The 15,482-nt window shown below is 68.2% G+C and carries 18 protein-coding genes and 1 pseudogene; 13 read left to right on the top strand and 6 right to left on the bottom strand.

The window, feature by feature from the left end; genetic code table 11:
• The first annotated feature begins 660 nt into the window (after window positions 1–660).
• From CcI156_RS20610 to CcI156_RS20640, 7 genes are all read left to right on the top strand, one after another.
• Window positions 661–897 (top strand): hypothetical protein, encoded by a 237-nt coding sequence (locus tag CcI156_RS20610; protein ID WP_023841827.1) that lies wholly within the window; start codon window positions 661–663, stop codon window positions 895–897.
• 123 nt (window positions 898–1,020) lie between these two features.
• Window positions 1,021–3,480: a phage/plasmid primase, P4 family gene (locus CcI156_RS20615; RefSeq protein WP_023841826.1), complete on the top strand. Its 2,460-nt coding sequence runs from the start codon at window positions 1,021–1,023 to the stop codon at window positions 3,478–3,480.
• Between the two features lies 1 nt (window position 3,481).
• On the top strand, window positions 3,482–3,868 hold the full coding sequence (locus CcI156_RS20620; protein WP_023841825.1) for a hypothetical protein: 387 nt from the start codon (window positions 3,482–3,484) through the stop codon (window positions 3,866–3,868).
• A 32-nt stretch (window positions 3,869–3,900) separates the two neighbouring features.
• Window positions 3,901–4,221, top strand: coding sequence for a hypothetical protein (locus CcI156_RS20625; protein WP_023841824.1), 321 nt, complete (start codon window positions 3,901–3,903; stop codon window positions 4,219–4,221).
• Between the two features lie 705 nt (window positions 4,222–4,926).
• A complete protein-coding gene (locus CcI156_RS20630; RefSeq protein ID WP_076807645.1) occupies window positions 4,927–6,255 on the top strand; it encodes a phage terminase large subunit in 1,329 nt (442 codons plus the stop codon).
• 76 nt (window positions 6,256–6,331) lie between these two features.
• A complete protein-coding gene (locus tag CcI156_RS27895) occupies window positions 6,332–6,535 on the top strand; it encodes a hypothetical protein (protein WP_023841821.1) in 204 nt (67 codons plus the stop codon).
• A gap of 157 nt (window positions 6,536–6,692) precedes the next feature.
• Window positions 6,693–7,154, top strand: a complete 462-nt coding sequence (locus tag CcI156_RS20640; RefSeq protein WP_023841820.1) for a hypothetical protein — start codon at window positions 6,693–6,695, stop codon at window positions 7,152–7,154.
• A gap of 67 nt (window positions 7,155–7,221) precedes the next feature.
• Here the strand turns inward: CcI156_RS20640 and CcI156_RS20645 are convergent, their stop codons facing one another.
• Window positions 7,222–7,452 carry an AlpA family transcriptional regulator gene (locus CcI156_RS20645; protein ID WP_023841819.1) on the bottom strand — a complete coding sequence of 77 codons (231 nt, stop codon included), beginning with the start codon at window positions 7,450–7,452 and terminating at the stop codon, window positions 7,222–7,224.
• An 80-nt stretch (window positions 7,453–7,532) separates the two neighbouring features.
• Between CcI156_RS20645 and CcI156_RS20650 the strand changes: the two genes are divergently transcribed.
• Window positions 7,533–7,850, top strand: a complete 318-nt coding sequence (locus CcI156_RS20650; RefSeq protein WP_139341559.1) for a hypothetical protein — start codon at window positions 7,533–7,535, stop codon at window positions 7,848–7,850.
• An 80-nt stretch (window positions 7,851–7,930) separates the two neighbouring features.
• On the opposite strand, the pseudogene CcI156_RS20655 reads toward CcI156_RS20650, so the two are convergent.
• The 3 genes and pseudogenes from CcI156_RS20655 to CcI156_RS20665 all read right to left on the bottom strand — a co-directional run.
• A pseudogene (locus CcI156_RS20655) lies at window positions 7,931–9,022 on the bottom strand (FtsK/SpoIIIE domain-containing protein); the annotation flags it as partial.
• Between the two features lie 85 nt (window positions 9,023–9,107).
• Entirely contained in the window at window positions 9,108–9,395 is a 288-nt protein-coding gene (locus CcI156_RS20660) for a hypothetical protein (RefSeq protein WP_076807649.1), read from the bottom strand.
• Window positions 9,392–9,796 carry a plasmid replication, integration and excision activator gene (locus CcI156_RS20665; protein WP_076807651.1) on the bottom strand — a complete coding sequence of 135 codons (405 nt, stop codon included), beginning with the start codon at window positions 9,794–9,796 and terminating at the stop codon, window positions 9,392–9,394. Before CcI156_RS20665 ends, CcI156_RS20660 begins: the two co-directional genes overlap by 4 nt.
• A gap of 223 nt (window positions 9,797–10,019) precedes the next feature.
• Here CcI156_RS20665 and CcI156_RS20670 point away from each other — a divergent pair, with 223 nt between their 5' ends.
• A complete protein-coding gene (locus CcI156_RS20670) occupies window positions 10,020–10,400 on the top strand; it encodes a helix-turn-helix domain-containing protein (RefSeq protein ID WP_076807653.1) in 381 nt (126 codons plus the stop codon).
• Window positions 10,401–10,477: 77 nt separating this feature from the next.
• On the opposite strand, the gene CcI156_RS20675 is transcribed toward CcI156_RS20670, so the two are convergent.
• A complete protein-coding gene (locus tag CcI156_RS20675; RefSeq protein WP_023841814.1) occupies window positions 10,478–10,924 on the bottom strand; it encodes a hypothetical protein in 447 nt (148 codons plus the stop codon).
• Window positions 10,921–11,205, bottom strand: a complete 285-nt coding sequence (locus CcI156_RS20680; protein WP_076807656.1) for a hypothetical protein — start codon at window positions 11,203–11,205, stop codon at window positions 10,921–10,923. The genes CcI156_RS20675 and CcI156_RS20680 overlap by 4 nt, the downstream gene beginning before the upstream one ends.
• Window positions 11,206–11,407: 202 nt before the next feature.
• Here CcI156_RS20680 and CcI156_RS20685 point away from each other — a divergent pair, with 202 nt between their 5' ends.
• The 4 genes from CcI156_RS20685 to CcI156_RS20700 all read left to right on the top strand — a co-directional run.
• The gene (locus CcI156_RS20685; RefSeq protein ID WP_076807659.1) at window positions 11,408–12,733 is read left to right on the top strand and encodes a helix-turn-helix transcriptional regulator; all 1,326 of its coding nucleotides are present in this window, start codon (window positions 11,408–11,410) and stop codon (window positions 12,731–12,733) included.
• Window positions 12,734–12,789: 56 nt separating this feature from the next.
• Window positions 12,790–13,464, top strand: a complete 675-nt coding sequence (locus CcI156_RS20690; RefSeq protein ID WP_011435472.1) for a 2'-5' RNA ligase family protein — start codon at window positions 12,790–12,792, stop codon at window positions 13,462–13,464.
• Between the two features lie 488 nt (window positions 13,465–13,952).
• The gene (locus tag CcI156_RS20695) at window positions 13,953–14,546 is read left to right on the top strand and encodes a phosphoribosylglycinamide formyltransferase (RefSeq protein ID WP_076807661.1); all 594 of its coding nucleotides are present in this window, start codon (window positions 13,953–13,955) and stop codon (window positions 14,544–14,546) included.
• A gap of 704 nt (window positions 14,547–15,250) precedes the next feature.
• Window positions 15,251–15,482: transposase (locus tag CcI156_RS20700; RefSeq protein ID WP_139341560.1), on the top strand; the 232-nt coding region annotated here is incomplete at its 3' end.

Genomic DNA, 15,482 nt, shown 5'->3' on the forward strand with positions numbered 1-15,482 from the left:
GGCCGTTAGGCCCACACCCCCCGCCAGCGCCTGCCCTCGTGCCTCGGGCGCGTCGTCGGAGCGCGTCCGCGCGTCGTCCCTGGCTCGCCCACGTCATCGATCGTGCGACGCGCGCGCGGTTGTCAGCGCAGCCGCTGGCCTGCCCGGCGAGGCCACCCCACACCCCCCGATCGACGCGCGCGACGTCGCAGAGCCGATGGTTCCTCGGAGCTGGTCGGAGCCTGCGCGCGTGGGAGAGCTGGCTGGTGAGGGGGCGCCAGCGGATTCGGGTGGAGAGGGACGGATGGTGGAGGGGTAGAGTGGCGGTCGAGCCGCCCCATCTGACGGGCCGCTCTCCCTMTCCTCGGAGGGACGTCGGGCAGCCTCCGCCCTCTCGCGAGGCCACATCACGCAGCGTGTCCACCTGGTCACTTTACCTGTGACACTCGACTGTCACAAAGTGTAAACCTTTCTAAGGGACCCCTCCTTCATGGGGTTTACACCCGATGACACTCGATTGTCACGAGCGCAGTTACCCTCCGAGCACGCTGCGTCGATAAACCTTTTCAAAAATCGGCGCGAGGAATCGTTGAGTCCATGATCAGGATCGGATAATATGGGTATATCACAACGAACGCRCATCTCGCGCGCCCCTTGACGCGCCACAAACCAGGAGGAGCCATGGCCCAGAGAATCGCCGAAAGCCTCGAAGAGGTGACRCACCCGCCCATCCGCTACCCGTGGCACGAATGGACCGACGGGGCGGTGTGGGCCGTGCGCCGGGGTGAGGACTTCTACATCGACCCAGGCCAGTTCCGCGTGACCCTCGCCGTTCGGGCCAGCCGCAAGGGGCGGCGAGTGAGGGTCCGCGTCGACGGCGATGTGGTGAAGTTCCAGTTCTACACGCCCGCCGCGTAAAAGCGAAAGACCCCCGGGGGACCAACCCGAGGGTCTTTCAAGGGAATTCGCCAGGAGCCAACCGAAGGATTCCCGCACACGTCGCGCAGCGACGTCCAACAAGATAAGGGTAACAAAACCCTGATGAGAAAGTCAACCATTCCCGCGCTGGAATTCGACTCGGCGGATGAAATCGGCCGTCTCTCCGAGCAGGAGGAAGGCCCCCTCGGTCCGCTGAGCCTGGCTCACGTCGTCGCCCGGATCTTTGCCTGGCACGGCGTCCGAGGCCGGGCCTCGCTGCCGACGATGCCGCCCGGCGTCGCGGGGACGGCCGACTCGCGCGGCCGGCTGACCCGGGAGCCATTCGAGTGGGACCCCGACGACCCCTCTTCGGTCGAGTCCCTCGCGTTCCGGCTGCGCGGGGTGTGGGGCCTGGACGTGTTCCTGCACCCGACCCTGTTCCGCCTCGACACTCGGGGCTGGACCGACGCTGACACGCTGCCGAGCCGCGTTCTGTTCCACGACCTGGACGAGGTCGACCCTCGCAGCCTTCCCGAGAGCCTGCGTCCCACGATCGCCTGGGAGACGTCGCCCGGCTCGTACCAGGCCGCGTGGCTGCTGGACGGCCCGGCGCTCACGCCCGACGAGCACCGCTTGTGGCAGCGGCGGCTTCACCTGGGCGTCAACGGCGGCGACTACCGCGCGCCGTCGTCGTTCATCCGCCCGCCGGGCCGCCGCAACCACAAGGGCGAGAACGGCCCCCGGGGCGCGCTCGGACGGTTCCTGTGGGACGACGGCCCGACGCTCGATCCCTCGACCCTGCCCACCGATGACACGGCCGAGACCACACCCGCCGAGGGGGCCGCCTTCGAGTGGGCCTCGCCCGATGACGCCAGGGGCGCCCTGGAGGGCCTCAGCGCGTCCGTGAGAGCGCTTCTCGCGGCCGACACGGGCGACCGCTCGGAGGACTGCCACAGGGCCGCGAAGGAGCTTCTCAAGGCGGGCCTCGCCCTCCCTCTGGCCGGCGCCGTGCTGCGCGACCACTGCGCGGCGTTCCGCGAGAAGTTCGGCGGTCGCAGCGACCCGGACGGCCAGCTCGCGCGGGAGATAGAGAACGCTGCTCGCGCCGTCGCGGCCAACGAGGTTAGCGGCAACCGCGCATGGTGGGCCGACTTCGAGGAGCTGACCCACACCGGCAACGCCGCGCGGTTCATCGACCGTCACGGCCACGAGGTGCGCTGGGTCGACCAGTGGAAGACGTGGATCACCTACGACCACGAACGCAGGGTGTGGCGACGCGATGGCGTCGGGAGCGTCGTTGAGTGGATGAAGGAACTCGGCCGCGACTTCATCCGCCAGGCCGCGAGCCTGGAGGAGGGCGACAGGCGCAAGAAGCACCTCGCCTGGGGACAGCAGAGCCTCAACACCCTCTCACTCAAGGCAAGTCTCCTGGCGGCCCAGTCAATTCGGGGCGTGACGATCCAGGCCGAGGAACTCGACAACAAGCCTTGGCTCTGGGCCCTGGCCGATGGCATCACCGCCGAACTGCGAACGGGCCTGGCTCGTCCGTCGGACTCCGCCGACCTGCTGACGATGAGCAGCCGGGCGCTGTGGGACCCCACCGCGACGTGCCCGCAGTGGCTCAAGTTCCTCGCCGACACATTCCCCGGTGAGGGGGTGGCCGTTCCACGGCCGGGTGAGACCACGAGCTTCATCCAGCGCGCCGTGGGCTCCACGCTCGTCGGCGAGGCTGTGAAGTGGTTCTTCATCCTCCAGGGGCCGACCGATTCCGGGAAGAGTGTGTTCCAGGAAATCATGGTTCGGATCTTCGGGGACTATGCCAAGAACGTCAAGCGGGATGCGTTCCAATGGCAGCGCGGCGGCGAGGGAAAGAACAACGACGGCCTGGCGGACCTGCACAACAAGCGGTACGCGAGGTGGTCTGAGACCGAGAAGGGCCTCAGGGTCCAGGAATCCTTGGTCAAAGACGTAATGGACGGTGTGGGCTCGAAGAAGTCCGTTTCCCGAAAGTACGAAAAGGCGGTCGACATCCAGACCGTGTTCACCCTATGGATGGACACCAACAACGAGCCCGATCTGAGGTATGGGGACGACGCGCTCTGGAATCGTGTGCTCATCATCCACACTCGCGGCACCGTTCCTCAGTCTGAGCAGGTTTACAAGCTTGAGGAAAGGATCTTCGAGGATGAGGCCGCTGGGATCTTTCAGTGGGCGTTGGCCGGCTGCCTCGACTGGCAGGCCAAAGGCGGGGGTAAGCGGGGCCTCGCCGCACCACCCGAGATCGAGCAGGCGGTAAAGGAGTACCGCGCCGATAAGGACGCGGTGGGCAAGTTCCTGGAGGCGTACACCGTCCGCACGACCGAGGCCAACTCGAACGTCGGGACGGAGGACCTCAAGGCGGCCTGGCTCGCCTACACGGGGTCCGATCGGAAGCTCTCCACCGAGAAGCTCAACGGGATGTTGGAGAGCAAGGGGATCGACCCCAAGACCAAGCGTCTGAAGGACCCTGAGACGGGGATGCAGCGCCGTGTCATCCCCGGCCTCCGCTGGATCGACGGAATGAAGCCCGAGAAGGAGAGCTGAAATGAACGACGAGTTGGACTGCCTCGACATGGACGACAAGCCTTACTTCCAGCCGCCGGCCGTGCGGGAAGAGGTGAAGACCGCAAAGAGCGTGCTGGGGCTCTCTACTAGCGAAATTGAGGTCGAACTGAGGTCCACCGGGCAGCGGGGAGGTGACTGGGGGCATGGGGGCTACACCGAACTCGTAGTCGACGGTACCCAGATGCCCCCGGGCATGAGGGTGGAAGTCCAAAACGATTACTCCATGACTCGGAAGTTCGTCATCCGATTTGGCGGAGACGGCGAGATCTACCTCTTTCACCTTCTCCTTGCGTGGGCAGTAAAGCACCTGGACCTGATGTACCCCCACTCGGCCGAGGAGGTTAAGAAAGACCTCAAGCTCCAGTAGCCCACCCCCCCTCAGTTCACCAGGAGCCCCTGATGGAAGACAACCCCGCGTTGATCGCCTCCCTTCTCAGGCAGGTCATGGCCTCGGATCTGCCTCGYCGGGCCGCTGAGGAAGCCATGGTCACTCTCATGACGGGCGTGTCCCTGCGGATCGGCCCGGTGAAAGAGGCAGTCCTAGGCGAGGGGCAACTGTACTCAGTCGGTGACGCGGTGAGGGAGGTTGGTTGCGTCGACGAAGTCCAAGACCAGTGGTTCATCCTCGTTGACGCCATGAGGAACTATCTCGGCTCCGTAGCCGAGGCGATCGAGGACGCGCTGACCGAGGCCGAGGCCCCCCGCACCGACGCCGTCTGACCAAGCCTCACCAAAGGGAGCCAACCCGAGGACACCCCGCCTCGCCCATCGGGGGACCCGAAGKAGTCCTCATGCAATGCCAAGACTGCGCGGCCCGCGAGGCCGCGCCCCCGGATGAATGTCCGACCCACCCGGGCACGCCGACGTTCGGCGACTGGTGCCCCGCGTGCGCCGCCGAGGGGGCGTACGGCCCCGAGTGCCGCGCCCAGGCCGTGCCGGACGGCCTGGCCTGGACGCACGCGCCCGGCTGCCCGCAGCACGGGGGCGCATCGTGAGAGAGTTCCGGGTGGGTCTCGCGTGCGGGCACGACCTGTGGTTCGAGCAATCGCTGTGGGCGCCCCTGGCCGGTGAGGTGGTCTGGTGCCGCCGGTGCCGGGCCGAGACCGAGGCCGCGACGGGCCGCGCGCCGACCGCGTCCGCCCCACTCCGTGCGGCCCCTGACGTGCCGGCCCAAGACGTCGCACGCGACGCGCGCGACGGGCTGTCAGCGTCGCTCTCAAGCGCCCCCATGGAGCCGTCCGCGCGTCGCGCGCGACGCGCGACGACCAAGCCAGAGAGGGCGAACGGGAGCCACCGACATTGCGACCACGACCGCACCAAGGCCGCTCGTTCGGCGTGTCGGCGGGCGGCCGACGCCACACCGCCCATCACGGCGTCGCCTCCGGTCCCCTCCTCGGAGGGTCCGGCTCATCCGGGGGGTGTGGGATGAGCGCGACCATCGGGCGTCCCGAAACGCGGACGATCGCCTACCGCCCGCGCGGAGGGGCCGCCGCCCTTCTGACCGCGAGGGATGCGGAGATCTGCTTCTCCGGTCCTGCGGGGACCGGGAAGAGCCTCGCCGCCCTCTGGAAGGTGCACCTCACGTGCATGGCCGTGCCGGGGACGCAGGCTCTGATTCTGCGGCAGACCAACATCTCGTTGGCTGGCACCACTCTGAATCTCTTCGAGCGGTTCGTGGTGCGGTCGGCACTGGACGCGGGGATCGTCGCGTGGTTCGGCGGCTCGCCCCGGGAGGCCGCGAAATACCGCTACCAGAATGGATCGACCATCATCGTGGGCGGATTGGACCAGCCCACCAAGTTCCTTTCTTCGGAGCTGGACATCATCTTTGTGGACGAGGCCACGGAGATCTCCAAGACCGCGTACGAGACCGTGTTCTCGCGTCTGCGGGGAACGGCCCTCGCGGACAAACAGATCATCCTCGCGTGCAATCCAAGCCACCCGAAGCACTGGATCAAGCTGCGGTGCGACCAGGAGGGGATGCGGATGGTCCCCAGCCGCCACCRGGACAATCCGGTCTACGTCCGCGAGGACGGGAGCCTGACCGAGGCCGGACGGGATTACATCGTCGGGAAGCTCGGCAAGCTGACCGGCGTCCRCAAGCTGCGGTATCTGGATGGGATCTGGGCCGCCGCCGAGGGGGTGATCTACGAGGAGTGGGACGACTCGATCCACGTCGTGGATCCGTTCAAGATCCCTCGGGATTGGACCATCCGGTGGGCTGTCGACTTCGGATTCGTCAACCCGTTCACGTGGCAGTTGTGGGCCGAAGATCCGGACGGCGGGCTGTGGCTTGTGAGGGAGATCTACCGAACCGGCCGAACCGTCGCCGACCACTGCCAGACCATCCGGGAGGCGGCTCGCGGATTCGCCGATCCTCTGGAGGTGGTGTGCGACCACGACGCGGAGGACCGGGCGACGCTGGAGCGGGAGTTGGGATACTCGACCTGCCCCGCGACCAAGAATGTGTCCCGCGGGATCCAGGCCGTGAAGGAGAGACTCTCCACCAACCGACTGAAGGTGTTCCKGGACAGCCTCGTGGAGCGGGACCACGAGTTGGCGAAGCGCGAGAAGCCCGGACGGCTCGCGGAGGAGATCCCGCAATACGTGTGGGCGTCCAAGTCCCGTCGCGCTGAGGACGGCGAGCGCAAGGATGAGCCGCTGAAGGAGAACGACCACGCCGCCGACGCTATGCGGTATGTCGTCGCTCAGCTGGATCTCCGGTCCCGGCCAGGCGTTCGCTTCCTCGAATAGCCCGATTGTGGCGAGAATCGCGCGTCCACCTCGTTAGCGTGCTGAGCGATCACACGCGCGCACGCGAGGAGATGACGTGATTCTGAGGCATACATTTGTCCAGGTTCAACCAACGGGATCGGACGGGATATGGCAGCTCACCATCAGGCCCGGAGCTAACCGGGAACACGTCGTGGCCGCCCTCGCGGCCCTTCCMGAGGACGCGGTTTTTGTCGAACCGTTCGGGAACATCGCCGCCGTTCTTCTGTTCATCGCCCCATCCAGCATCCCGCCCCGCTAGCCCGTCCACACCCCCCGCAGACCTCGCTACCGAGGCCGACCGACGGGGGGTGTGGAGCGGACGGACCGGCTCAGTCATGACACAGGGGTGAGTGACCCTCGCCACATGGCGGAACGGCTGATCCGAGTTTGTCGGACGTGCGGTGGATCCTGCCGCCATGTCACCCGATGGCGCAACTCCACCACCCGACGGCGCAGGCGCCCGCACCAAATCCGACGAGTGGTACGTGCTCGACCTCTGCGACGAGGCGGTCGGYGAGACCGGCCTACGCCAACACCGCTTCGACTGGCTTCTCGGCGACCCGAGCCCCTCGACCGGCCGCCGCGTCCGTCTGCCCGTCGACGCCTACTGGCCCACCCGCCGCCTGGTCGTCGAGTACCGCGAGCGCCAGCACGACCAGCCGACACCCCACTTCGACAAACCCGACCGGCTGACGGTCAGCGGCGTTCACCGGGGCGAGCAGCGAGCCCTGTACGACCGTCGCAGAGAGGAGCTGATACCAACCCAGGGTCTCCGCCTGGTCATCCTGCGCCCGGCCGATCTGGCCAGCGACGGTCGCGGGCGGCTCAAGCGACGACAAGACGATGACCTGGCGGTCATCCGCGCTCGCCTGGCCTGAGCCACTCCACCATCGATGTCTGACCACCACACCGCCCGCGACGCACGACGTCCGGGCGGTGTGGTAATTAGCCCTCGCCGCGCCAACCGGGGCGGTGGGCGTCCAGCCAGATCTCAACGTCCGCGCGGAGCCACAGGCGGGTCTGGCCGTCGGCACCCTCGTACCAGGGCGCGGGGAACGCGCGGTCTCTGGTGATCGTGTAGGCGCGGGCCTTGCCGACCCCGAGGAGGGTCCGGAGCTCGGCTATGCCGATCAGCTCGTCCGGGGTGGCCGGCTGCGGCCCGGTGCTGCGCTCCACACCCGCCAACCCTGTGTGCAGATGGGTCGATGCACGACCTCGACTGTCCGGCTCGCTCCCGACGCGCTACCGTGTCCGCTATGACCGCGAGCCGAACGAACGACCACGTGGGCGTGCGGGTGCGCGTCGWCAAGACCGCCGACACCATGGATCTCCAGTTGGACGGCGGCACGACCGCCGACGAGCTGCTCCGCGTGGTGGAGCAGTACATCCCGCAGGGCGCCCGCCTGAGGGAGGCCCTCACAATCACGTGGCTCTGTGGCCCCGATCCGGCCACATCCCCTCCCCAGTCGTCGGGGGGTGTGGAGGGGATGCGGCCCTATTTCGATCACTCCGCATGCGACCACGAGGCAACGCCCGGCGCACGCGCACGATGCCGGCAGGCCCGTCGGGAGTGACACGAGCGCCCGACCGACGTCTTCGGCCCACACCAGCCCGGATCGGGGGGGTGTGGGCCCTATTTATGACACAAGCGCCCCGACGTCATTTCGTCGACCACCACCACGATCAGCGGATCGCCGACGGTGGGGGTGTGCAGCCGGGTCCGGCCGCGGAGCCGTGCCGTGCGTCGTTGCATGACCGTCACCGCGTGGTCGAGGAGATCCGCAATCTCCCCTGTCGTGGTGGCGAACCGGGCGAACAAGGGCTCACCGAAAGCGAGTTCCATCCCGCCCTTGGGGTCGCACACCCACAGCTTCACCAGGCCCGCCCGCACCGCCGGGCCGAGACCGCGGATGATCGACCACAGCACCGAGCCCTTACCGGCACCGGTGGCCCCCGCGACGAGGACATGCGTCCCGCGGACCGGCAGGGTTCACGGAGAGCCGTCCTCACAGCGGCCGACCGGGACCGCGCCCAGCTCCGCCACCAGCAGGCCCGACGCGGCACCGGGATCGTCCACGAGATCCGGGGCCACGTCGCCGGGTCGGGGCCCGTCGAGGTCACCGGGAGTGACAGGGCGGACGAGGGTGTCACGGTGGTGGAAGTGCAGCCGGACGAACCGGTGCGGTTCTGCCTGGACCTGACAGCGCCGGGCCCGGAACACGTGCCGCAGGGCTTCGGCCTGCTCCGCCCACTGTTCCGGGGTCTGCCCGGGAAGTAGTTCCACCCGCAGCACGTCCACCGCTCGCGTCGAGCGGATAGAACGGATCCGGGGGTAGTAGTCGTCGAAGGTGACCTGATCGGCGTTCGAGGTCGGGACCCGGATCGCCAGGTCGGTGTGCACCATCGCCGGCCGCCACCGCCGCCGGTAGACGAACGCCAGCCGGACCCGTCCCCACACCCACCGTGCCAGCCACCCGAACGACACCGGATGCACCCGCCGCCAGACCACCGCCACCAGCAGCAGACCGACGAGCAGGCCCACCAGGCCCAGCAGGCCGAACCGGTGGACGAACACCAGCAGGCCGACCGCGACGGGAACGGCGATCCGGTGCCGCCAGCACCAGCGCACCCCGAGCACCAGCCCCTTGCCGGCCACCGCGAGGAGCAGCATCCACAGCGGCACCCGCATCTTGTCCGGCCGGGACGGAATCCGCGGCATCCGCTGGTCACCGTAGATTCTGGACATGGCAATACCACCCTGTTTTCGAGCGCACGAAACCACGGGAAGAGGGAAGGGGGAGAGGGAAACGTTCCGGAAAATGAGGGAGGCGCTACGCCGCGTTTTCCGTCGGCGGGGCGTCGTTCTGTGCGGCGAGGGCGATCCGCTCGCAGTCGGCGAGGTAGGTGTTCACCGCGTCGCGCAACGCCCGCGCGAACGCGAGGTGCGCCGCCGGGTCCGCCTCAGCGACGGATGACAGGGAGAGCGCGGTCGGGCCCACGGTGAGGRACAGGATCGGGGGCCGGTGGGGGTAGCTGTGACACACCGCGTACCAGCTCGTCCCGACGTACAGCGCCAGAGAGGTGAACGACCCGGATGGGTCAGCGTCGTGGCCGGTCATGCCGCCGCCCCCGTCCGCCGCACCGCGCCGACCTGCCGCAGCCGCAGGGCCCGCATGGCGTAGCCCTGCTTCGGGTACTTGCCGTTGGTGTCCACCCACAGCGTGATCGTCAGCCCGTCGAACAGCACCGGCCGGAACGGCGTGCCCGGCATCACCTCCGGCAGGACCGRCTGCACCTCCCCGGGCACCTTCACCTTCAGCTCCGCCTGCCGGGCCGCCGGGTCCGGGTCCAGCACCCGCACCGCCCAGATCCGCTCGCCGGTGTTCGGGTCGCGTTCCTGCGGGTCGGGAGCGTTCGCCTTCACCTTCTCGTAGTCGTTCGCCGGTTCCACACCGAGCACGAAAGCACCCGCCGGGAACACGTCCTCGAAGCGCACGGGAATACGCCGGGGAACCGCCATGGATTCGTCAACCTCCGAAGGTCAGCCCCGCCCCCGGGTGGTCCGGGGTACGTCGGGCAACACCCACCATGCACCGCTCGCCGAGCGCTCGCCAAGCTTCTATACGCCTATGGATAACGCCTCGTTATAAAAACGGCCCCACCGTCATGGCAGCCTTCCGGGAAGCTCATCACGCGAACTACTGTTTGGTAAACAGCAAACGATCCGGGGGTGTTGATCCACGATGGCGCGCGAGACGACGGCAGGGGACGACGGGCGGGCTGTCGGTGCCGCGATCACCGCGCGGATGCGGGAACGGCGGATGAGTCAGCAGGCGTTGGCCGCCGCGTCCGGGGTGTCGGTCGCGACCCTACGGGAACTGGCACGGGGCACCAGCAGCCGCCGCGCCCAGGACGCCACGCTCGCCGCCATCTCCCGCGCGCTCGGATGGCCGGACGACCACCTGTTGACCGTCCTCCTCGGGAGGGAGYCCGACGAGGTGCCCCTGCCGGTCCTGCCGGTGGATCAGCAGATCCTGGAGGTCCTGCTCCGCATCGAACGCAGCCTTGCCACCATCGGCGCCCAGCTCATTCCGCCTGCTGAGCGGTGCGACAGCGTCCGGTAGCACCCGGGCATGCGAAAGGGCCGGATCCGATGACATGGTCACCATCGGATCCGGCCCTTCATCGGTTCAGGCCCGGTCTACCCCCGAGGATTGACCGGGCCTGAACCTGTCCCGTCCGGGGGGCCGCCGGTGGGGCGGCTCAGGAAGACGCGGATCGCGCCGAACGCATCCGCGTGCCCCGCCCGGTACGCCTGCTGCTCCTCACGGGTGATCCACCGCGACCGGTCCGGGAACCCGGTGGGGATGTCGAGCGCCGAGCCGGTCAGCCGCAGCAGATCCCGCCGGGAGACCTCCCCGGCGGGCAGTTGGTAGACGAGGATGACGTCTCCCGCCCCGTGCACGGAGTGGAACTCCAACCCTGCCGGAAGCTCCGCCAGGGCCCGGTGCAGGTCCGCCAGGTCCGATCCCGGCTGGATCACCACCGCCCACGTGCCGGCACCCCACGGCAGCGTCACCACCGCCGCCAACGACCGATCCCGAACCACATCCGCACGCAACGGCGGCCGGGCGTCGTGGGCGATCACCGGAGACGCCGCGCACGCCGAGTGACCAGATGATCCAGGTGCCCACCGAGCACCATCCAGTCACCCAGCTCCGCCGGCTTCTCCTCCACGAAGAACCGCAACGCGCACACCTGGTACCGCGTCCAGCAGCRATCCAGCGCGAACGCTTCCGCTTCCTGCGCCGACCGAAACGTGATCATTGTGTCCCGCACCCGGCCGGAACCGTCGTCCTCGAAGCGGACCACGCCGAACAACACCGGTTCCGCTGCCACCGATGTTCGCCGTGCAGCCACGTCCGTCATGCCATCTCTCCCTTCCTGCCTGGTCACCACGCCCAGCGCCCGTCCCGCAGCCAGGCCGCGGAGACGGGGCGCAGCCAGGACGTACGCTCACGCATCCAGGCAGTTCGGAATAGATATGTGGATGGATACTCAGCGTGGATAGACTGGCGGACGGTACACGGTCCACCACGCCACACATCCCGTTTCGTGGATGGGAGCAGCCATGACCCGTCGCCGCCCACTACCCACCGCACCGACCGGCCTGTGGGACCGCCCCGAGATGGCCCAGGCCCTCACCGCACGGGACATGCAGACCGTGCTGGCGATCTACCGGAAGTGGACCGGTGCCTCCCAGTCGCAGATAGCCGCCATGACCGGCATCCCGCAGCCGTCCATCAGCGTGATTGTCCGCGGGAAACGCCAGGTCACCACCATCGAGAACTTCGAGAAGTTCGCCGACGGACTCGGCATCCCCCGAGACCGTCTCGGACTCGCCAGCTCGGAAACCACGGAAACCGCCGGCAGCGAGACGAGCCCGGACCGGCGCACCGTGATCGCAGCCGGAGCGCTGTTCGCACTCGACGCCGAGCTCGACGAGGTCACCCGCCGGATGCAGCAGTTCGCCGCATCCAACGTCGATGACGACGCGCTACACCAGCTCGACACCAGCATCGAAGTCGTGGGCCGCCGCTACGAGAACAGCGACGCCGCCACCGTCTACCCCGTCGCCCTGAAGCAGCGCCGGTGGGTCGCCGACCTGATGGCCGGACACCAGCACCCCGACCAGCGCCGCGAGCTGTACGCCATCGGCGGGAAGCTCTCCGGCCTGCTCGGTTATCTCGCGTTCGACCTCGGCAACGAACTCGTTGCCCGCGCCTACTGCAACGAGGCGATGAGCCTCGCCAAGACCGCCGGACACCGCGATCTCGCCGCGTGGGTCCGCGGCACCCAGAGCTTCATCGCCTACTACGGCGGCCGGTACCGCGAAGCCCTGGACCTTGCCCGCGACGGCCAGCGCTACGCCCGCGGCGGCCCCGCCAGCATCCGACTCGCCATCAGCGGCGAAGCCCGCACCCTGGGCAAGCTCGGCGACATCGCCGGAGTCGACGAGGCCGTCGGCCGCGCCCTGGCCGCCCACGCCCGCATCGAGGACACCGACCCCGTCGGCTACTTCCTGTCCTTCGACCCGTTCACCGCATCCCGCATCGCCGGCAACGCCGCCTCCGCCTACCTCGCCGCCGGAGCCCCCGACCGGGCCCGCGAGTTCACAGACCAGGCCATCCCCATCTYCGCCGCCGCCGACTCCACCGCCAGCCACGCCCTCACCCTGGTCGACGCAAGCATGACCTACCTAACCGGTCCCAACCCCCAGCCCGACCGCGCCGGAGCACTCGTTGCCGAAGCACTCGACGTCGGCGCCGATCTGCGATCCGAAGTGGTCGCCCGCCGGGCCCGGGACTTCCTGCTCACCGCCGCCCAGTGGCGCACCGTCCCGGAGATCGCCCAGGTCAACGACGCCGTCAAAGCCTGGAGACTGCCCACCGCCTGACGTTCAGGCCCCCAGCCGACCAATCAGGGTGGTCACACCGTCTACCCTGAGCGGTCGTGCCGCCGACCCACGAAGACCAGGTAGACGCCGACGACTGGGAAGCTTTCCGCCGCACCGAACGGATGGCCGATCACTGGTGGTGGCGCCCCGGATGGCGGCCGGACCGGCGCTACCTGACCTGGTACCTCGTCTTCCAGGACCAGGCCCTCACCGACTACGTGGCCGGATTCCAACGCGCACTGGCCGACCTGGAGTACCTCGACCCCGTGCCGGTCGACGGACTGCACATGACCGTGCAGGGCGTCGCGTTCGCCGACGAGCTGCCCGCCGAGACCGTCGCCGCGATCGGGAAGGCCGCCGACGAGCGATGCGCCGACATCGAGCCGTTCGCCCTCACCGCCGGCCCCATCGCCGCTTACCCCGGCGGAACCTTCCTCCGCGCCACCCCATGGCACCCAGTTGCCGAACTACGCGAGCAGCTACGAGCCGCGATCGGTGACGTCCTGGGCGCCGACGCCGTGCCCGACGAGCCCGCCCGTTTCAAACCCCACATCAGCGTCACCTACTGCAACGCCACCCCGCCCACCGACGAGGTCATCCGCCGACTCACCGACCTTCGCAGGCGGCCACCGATCAGCGTGCCCGTCGGCAGCGTCGACCTCCTCGAACTCCGCCGAGACGGCCACGCCTACCGGTGGGACGTCCGGCACCACGCCGACCTCACCGGTTGACCGGCACCGACAGGGCCAGCGGCGGCCCGGTCCCCACGAGCACGAGCCCGCGCATTTGCCGAATCCTTCGTTTTGAGATCAAGCGCGGTGCGGGTCGCGCCGCGCGACCGGCTGCGYGCGGCCTGGCGGCCGTGCTCGCCGGGCCCGTCGCACCCCGCACCGCGTAGACCATCCGAGACGTTCGACGAAGTCCGCCGGTCGCCAGCGTGGGCTGAACCAGCCGAGGAACGGAACGTGATGCTGCGGACGTTCGTCGCGCACGCCGATGGGCAGCCGAAGAACGAGCAGAGGGCACGCCAGTCGACAGCCCCATCACCAGTGCCAGGGCGCTTCGCTCCCCGGACAGCCCAACCCTCACTTGCCAGCGACGAGCTTGCCTGGGGTAACCAGGCCGGAGTGGACATAAAATCTGCGTGTGTCGGCTCCCATGACTTACCTTGACGTGCCCTTGGACGCGATGCCACGGCCGAGCTGCCGGGGTGCCGTACATGGCTGATTTCCGCGTAGCGGTGTTTGCGTCGCATACCGGGACCAATCTACGGGCACTGCACCAATCCTCTCTCCGGCCTGCCGCGGCATTCCGCCTGGCCTTGGTCCTGAGCAACAACGGAGGGTCCGGCGCTCTTGCATATGCCCGAGCCCATGCCATACCGGCCGCTCACATGTCAGGAGTCACGCATCCCGATCCCGATCAGCTCGACACGGCTATATGCACGCTACTAAACGAAAGAAAGATCAGCCTGATCGTCACGGCGGGTTACATGAAAAATATTGGCCCGTGCACGCTGAAATCCTACGCCGGTAAGATCATAAACGTGCATCCGTCTCTGCTGCCGAGACATGGCGGAAAAGGTATGTACGGCAGAGCAGTACATGAATCCGTCCTGGCCTCCGGCGATCRCATTACCGGGCCTTCAGTCCACATCGTCACAGCAGAGTACGACGCGGGGCCCGTTATCGCGCAACACGAACTACCCGTCCAGCCGGATGAAACGGTCGAAAGCCTGTCCGAGAGAGTTCTCGCGGCCGAACACATCCTGCTTCCARCAGTAGTGCAAGATCTTGCCGTTCACGCGATCTGAGACAGCCAGGGACCAGGCAACGCTGCGAGACGACGGGCCCGATCTAAGCGAGGTACCGAGCCACTAGGCCGTGGGTCGTCGGACGGCCGTCGCAGACGTGACAGCCAAGTTGACAGCCAAGCCGTCGGACGGCCGCGGACGCTGACGGACACCAGCAGACGGAGCGCACCAGGTMAGCGGACGCGGTGGACATCCACGGACGTCGGCGGAAGATTCWGATCTAACTACGGATCAGAGGCATCAGCGCCGTCTGCGCCAGGGTGGAGATCGCAGAGGCTGGCAGCCTGGATGGCAGCCAAGCCCGCGAACGGCGGCGAACGGTCACGGACTTGGCGGACAACTGCGAGCCCGCGACCGGCACCGGCGGACGTCCACGGACGTTGGCGGACGAACCACCGATGATCTCTTAATCCGCGGGTTCGGGGTTCAAGTCCCTGGCGGCGCACCCGTACGCAGGCCCCTAATGGGACATACCGGGCAGCCGTGAGGCAGGCTCGGTTCCGGTAGCCGCCAGCAGGTGAGCACTCGAGGCCCCTGGAYGCAGGACGAGTCCTAAGGTCAGACCGTGCCCCTGYCGGTGGTCRRGAGAGYGGACCACAGATGGGATGTCGTGCCCGCTGATCGTGGCGTGAGCACTTGACCATTAGGGCGTGGTGGATCTCCTGGAGGCTGCCGGACCTGGTGCCGAGAGACGGGAGACCCGGATGCTGTTCGTCGGTGACGACTGGGCGCAGGACCACCACGATGTGGAGGTGCAGGACGAGACGGGTCGGCGACTGGCGAAGGGCCGGCTGCCGGAGGGCGTGGCCGGGATCGCCCGGCTGCACGCGCTGATCGGGCGGCACCTGGCCGAGGACGCCGGCCCGGAGCAGGTCGTGGTCGGGATCGAGACCGACCGCGGCCCGTGGGTGCGGGCGCTCGTCGCGGCGGGCTACC

It is taken from the genome of Frankia sp. CcI156 (assembly GCF_001983015.1).
Classification (GTDB): Bacteria; Actinomycetota; Actinomycetes; order Frankiales; family Frankiaceae; genus Frankia; species Frankia casuarinae.